Raw genomic sequence first — 5,925 nt, forward strand, 5'->3', positions numbered from 1 at the left:
CCGAGCAAGTCATCAACGCGACTGCGAAGTTCTTCGGTGATCTCGACGCGGTACTTTTCACTCTTCAGATGCACGACCTCGCCTTCGTTCAGTTCCAAGCTGAACATCATTTCTTGTTTGCCTGGATAGCCTCGCAAGATCTCACGCAGTCGCGTCATCGTTTCGGGTGTATGGGTCGCTTCGTCAAGTCGCAGTCGCATGCCGTGGGTATATCGCTGACCGAGTCCTTCTAGGGGAATCAGTTCGTCAACAATCAAGTTGGCCTCGTCCCCGCCGCCGCGGCGATCCACTTTGCCTTTCGCCAAAACCACGGCATCAGGGACAACATGGTGCCCGATGTCGGCGAATCCTTTCGGCCACACGATACAGCGGATGGCCCCTTGCATGTCTTCGAGGTCAAAGTTCGCATACTTTGACGGAGCGCCCGGCTTCGGATTTTTGGTATGCGCAATTTTGATCGAACTGATCATCCCGCCAAGGGTGACTTCGCCGCGATCTTTGATATCGCCGAGTTTGTCGGTCGTGTGAGTTCGGAAGGTGGCTAGTTTGGGCTCGAACTCGGCCAACGGATGGCTATCGAGATAGTAGCCGAGGACTTCCTTTTCGGCGATCAATTTTTCTCGCTCAGGCCACTCGTCCATCTCCGGTAGGGGCGCCGAAGCCTTGGCTTCTTGCTCCTCCTCTTCGTCATCAAACGCACCAAACAAACTGGCTTGTCCGCTCTTTTTGTCTGCTTGGATCGCAGCGCCGGACTGCAACGCCCGTTCGATTACCGCTACCAACTGGCTTCGTTTGGCACCAAAGCAATCCATGGCACCGGCTTTGATCAACGTTTCGATCGCTGACTTGTTACAAGCCGATTGATCGACACGTTCACAGAAGTCATAGATATCTTTGTAGGGCCCATTTTTTTTGCGTTCTTCGGCTACCGAGATTGCCGTTGCCCCCCCACAGCCCTTAATGGCGGACAGCGCAAAGAAGATTTTCCCATCGGCAACCGAGAAATCAGAATCACTTTGGTTCACATCGGGGTTAACGACCTCGATGTTCATCCGTTCGCAATCCTCGATGTGCTCGATCAACGCATCTTTACGCTTAAAGTTACGTCCCGAGATATCGCTTGACAGCAATGCCGCCATAAATTCGACGGGGTAGTGCGCCTTGAGGTAGGCCGTTTGAAATGCGATCAACGCGTACGCGGTACTGTGCGATTTATTAAAACCGTAACCCGCAAACTTGACGATTAGATTCCAAATATCTTCGGCATCTTTTTCGGCCAGTCCATTTTCGATACTTCCCGCGATGAAAATATCATGGTTCTGGTTGATCAAGGACTCTTTCTTCTTACTGATCGCCTTAATACAAGTGTAAGCTTTGGAGAGAGGCACATTCCCCAGTCGGTTCAGAATCCGCATCACTTGTTCTTGGTAGACCATGATCGAGTTGGTCTCTTCAAGAATTTCTTTGAGCACGGGGTGCTTGTATTCGGGCTCTTGACGACCGTGTTTGATATTCACGTAATCGTCAACCATCCCGCCTTCGAGCGGTCCTGGTCGATACAGAGCGGCGGTCGCGATGATGTCGCTGAATTGGTCAGGCTTCATCCGCGTCAACAGGTCACGAATCCCGCCCGACTCGAGCTGGAACACCCCCTTGGTCTCACCGCGCTGCAGCAATGCATACGAAGCTTTGTCGTCCAGCGGGAACTTGAGCGGATCGACGACCTTGCCCGTCGTTTGTTCGATCAACTTAACCGTCCGGCTCATGATCGTCAGGTTGCGAAGCCCGAGGAAGTCCATCTTCAGTAGCCCCGACGCTTCGACGTCGTTCATCGACCACTGGGTGATGACGTCCTGCTTGCCCGGCACCCGCGTTAGCGGCACGTACTCGGGCAGCGGTTTGTCGGCGATCACCACCGCGGCAGCGTGCGTTCCGATATTTCGCGCCAAACCTTCGATTTTCATCGCCAGATCCAACATTTCACGAACTTCAGGATCGCCATCGTAGGTCATTTTCAAGTCGGCACTCTTTTCGAGCGACTTCTTGATCGTGATCTTCAGCTCATCGGGAACCATTTCGGTGATCTGGTTCACTCGCCCCAGCGGCATCCCCAACGCGCGACCGGTGTCTTTGATTGCCGCGCGGGCAGCCAGCGTGCCGAACGTCCCGATTTGGCAAACCATTTCACTGCCATAACGCCGTTTCACATAATCAATGACCTCGGTGCGACGTTCTTTTTCAAAGTCGATATCGATATCAGGCGGCTCGGTACGACTTTCATCCAAGAATCGTTCAAACAGCAAGTCGTAACGCAGCGGACAGACGTGCGACATGTAAAGTGCGTAACAAACGATCGCCCCTACACCGCTACCACGAGCAGTCGCGGCAATTCCTTGGTCGCGGGCGTAGTTAACGAAGTCCCAAACGATCAAAAAGTAGGTGGGGAAACCGAGTTTCTTGATCACGCCAAGCTCGCGATCCAAACGCGCGATCACTTCTTCGGACAACTCGCCATCGACGATTCGCTCGGGATCGCCCGCGTAGCGATCGAGCAATCCTTGCACGCAAAGTTCTCGCAAATAGTCGATCGGCGGCTTGTCGTCGGGACAGGCGAAATTGGGAAAGAAGTGTTTCCCAAACTCGATTTCGATATCGACGGTATTGGCAATCTCTTGGCTGCGAGCGACCGCGTCCTCGAGCCCCGGGAACTTTTCGTACATCTGATCGGGGCTGCGCAAGAAGAACTGGTCGTTCTCCATCTTGAACCGCGACGTGTCGGTCCGAAATCGCCCCGTGTTGATACACAACATGATGTCTTGGGCTTCAGAATCCTCTTGATCGACGTAGTGACAATCGCTTGTCGCAACCAACGGTAACCCCATCCGCTTGGCGATATCGACAGCACCTTCCAATTGCATTTTTTGGATCTGCACGTCGTTGTTCATGATTTCGATGAAGTAGCGATCATCGAAGACTTTATGGAACCAACCCGCGATTTCCCGTGCTTCCTTTTCATGCTCGGCGGTATCGACTCCCTTCATCACGGCGCGGCTGAATTCACTGCTGACACACCCCGACAAACAAATCAGGCCCTCGCTGTACTTTTCCAGAATCTCTTTGTCGATTCGCGGCTTGAAATAGAAGCCTTCGAGCGAGGCGGCCGAGGCGAGCTTGACAAGATTTCCGAAGCCGACGCGGTTTTTTGCCAACAGTGTCAAGTGATAGCTGGCGTCCTTACTACTGCTAGCGCCCCCCTTATCGAATCGACTGCCCGGCGCGATATAAGCTTCGTAACCGATAATCGGATTGATACCGGCCCCTTTTGCCTTGCGATAGAATTCCAACGCACCGTGCAAGTTACCGTGATCGGTCAGCGCCATCGCGTTCATACCATGGCTGACACAGCGATCAACGAGCCGGCCGATATCGCCGGCGCCGTCGAGCAGACTGTAATGGCTATGGCAATGCAGATGGACAAACGGCTTCGGTTGCGGCGAAGCGGCTTGGCTCAAATCGGTGATGATCGATGCGTTCATAGTGGGGGGCTCCATTTCCTTTGTGCCAGGGCAAGACTCGGCTCTAAGTTAGCCTAGCAATCCCGCCTGCTTCGGTCATCGACTTGACAAAGGAATTTTCTCACTCAAAACGCACGAAGTCTGAAATTCCGCCGTTTTTCAGCGGTTGCCATTTTGAGCGAGCGATGCGGCTCGTATTCCTCGTCCCCCCCGTATTTTTGGGCACCGGGGCTCGATGCCTTAGTGCAACATGAACCGGGGGGCATGCTACGATGGTTAAAACACCGATTCGCCTGACCATCGGGACCGGAATCGATGCAAACGCTCTTCTTTTCCTCTGCAAGGTCTCCACCATGTTTGACGCAATGAGCAATCACTGGCTAATGCTTTCGCTCGGTTGCCTTGCCGGATTCCTGGCATTGGTGTTTGTGTTTGACGTCTTCATTCAGAAGAAGCACACGATCATGCACAACTTTCCAATCGTGGGTCACATCCGCTATTGGTTAGAGACGGTAGGGCCCGAGATGCGACAATATTGGGTCGCCAACGACAAAGAGGAGATGCCGTTTAATCGAGATGAGCGGAGTTGGATCTACGCCTCGGCCAAAGGGGAAAACAACAACTTTGGCTTTGGCACCACCGAACAAATCTACGGAATCGGTTACCCGATCATCAAACACGCGGTCTTTCCGTTTCCCGAGAGCAAGGTGGAACACGTTGGCGATGACCCGACGTACATTCCCTGTCTTAAGGTGATGGGTGAATCCCATGGCCGAGCTCGTCCCTTTCAACCTCAATCGGTGATCAACATCTCGGCGATGTCCTTTGGTTCGCTGGGATCTAAGGCCGTTGCGGCGATGAATATCGGGGCCAAAAACGCAAACTGTTTTCACAACACCGGCGAAGGCGGCGTCAGCCCCTATCACTGCCATGGCGCCGACATCATGTGGCAATTGGGCACTGGATACTTCGGGGCTCGTGACCGTGAAGGTCGCTTCTCGATCGATGTTGTCGCGGCCAAAGTCGAGCAGAACGCCTCGATCCGTTGCATCGAAATCAAGCTTTCGCAAGGAGCCAAGCCGGGCAAAGGTGGCATTTTGCCAGGCAAAAAGGTTACTGCCGAGATCGCCTTCGCGCGCGATGTCCCGGTCGGTGTCGATTGCATTTCTCCCAACGCCCACTCGGAATTCGACACCGTCGATGAATTGATCGATTGGATCGAAATGATCGCCGATCGCACCGGACTTCCTGTGGGCATCAAAAGTGCGATTGGCAACGGTGGTTTCTGGAAAGAACTAGCTCAACGAATGCGAGAGCGACGCCAAGGCCCCGATTTCATCACGATCGATGGTGGCGAAGGGGGCACCGGAGCCGCACCGCTGGCGTTCGCCGACCACGTCTCGCTGCCATTTAAAATCGGCTTCTCACGGGTCTACCCGATTTTCCAAGAAGCGGGTATTTCCAACGACATCGTTTGGATTGGCAGTGGCAAGTTGGGGTTTCCCGACCGCGCAGTGATCGCGTTTGCGATGGGCTGTGATGCCATCCAAATTGCCCGTGAATCGATGATGGCGATCGGCTGCATCCAATCGCTCAAATGCCACACCGACCATTGTCCCGCCGGGGTCGCCACTCAGAACCGTTGGCTACAAGCCGGGTTGAACGTGGACGAGAAGGCGGAACGGATGGCAAGATTTATCAAAAGCTTCCGCAAGGAATTGCTGTCGTTGTCCTACGCATGCGGCTATCAGCATCCTTGCCAATTTAGTGGCAAAGAGATTGAGTTCAGCACCGGGGTGAACAAGTTTTCTCAATTGCATGAAGTGCTCGGCTACACTCGCGACACCACCGGGCTGAAAGAAACACGTTCGGTCAACGCCGCAAAGCCCGAACTGGTCAAGTAGCTCGCGGTCGCGCTAAGGTCAGAACGGGTCGGTGCAGGACGGGTCGGTGCAGGACGGGTCGGTGCAGGGGAGGGGAGGGGAGGGGATCGATGCTGCAGCGATCCCGATCGCTGGCACCCGATCGCTGGCACCCGATCGCTGGCATCGGATTTGGGGCAAAAGCTGCGGCTGTAATTTTGCAGCCTTTATCCTTGGCGATTTAGGGTCGATTTGCCATAATAGCCCCCAGCGTGACTGGGTTTTTGATAGAATCCCCCCCCTACCAACCCACCTATCCCTGTCGTGGACATCCTCACGACGGGTTCTTGCTTGCCCTTTGTTTGGAGTCTGCCTTCCGTGAGAAAGCTTGTTTTGTTGCCGCTGCGTTTGGCCGTTGGCTGGGGGCTTTCTCCGAGACTGCTAGGATTGGTCGGCATGACCATGTTGGTGCTTTTGCGACTGACGGTGGGATGGCATTTTTACACCGAAGGGATCGAGAAGTATTCTTCGGGGAATTGGACCGCCAC

2 protein-coding genes are annotated in these 5,925 nt (G+C 54.2%); one reads left to right on the forward strand and one right to left on the reverse strand.

Annotated features, from left to right (window positions below):
- Positions 1-3,536 (reverse strand): DNA polymerase III subunit alpha (gene dnaE / locus ABX962_RS27940; protein WP_372724372.1); only part of this gene is annotated, 3,536 nt, incomplete at its 3' end.
- A 332-nt stretch (positions 3,537-3,868) separates the two neighbouring features.
- On the opposite strand from dnaE, the gene ABX962_RS27945 reads away from it, so the two are divergent.
- A complete protein-coding gene (locus ABX962_RS27945; protein WP_372724374.1) occupies positions 3,869-5,419 on the forward strand; it encodes an FMN-binding glutamate synthase family protein in 1,551 nt (516 codons plus the stop codon).
- Positions 5,420-5,925 lie beyond the last annotated feature (506 nt).

Origin of the sequence: Novipirellula sp. (assembly GCF_041583735.1) — a bacterium.
Lineage (GTDB): Bacteria > Planctomycetota > Planctomycetia > Pirellulales > Pirellulaceae > Novipirellula.

What these genes read in the sequence shown, in the direction of transcription:
- ABX962_RS27945 (WP_372724374.1), top strand. Translation starts at nt 3,869, where the DNA reads ATGTTTGACGCAATGAGCAATCACTGGCTAATGCTTTCGCTCGGTTGC.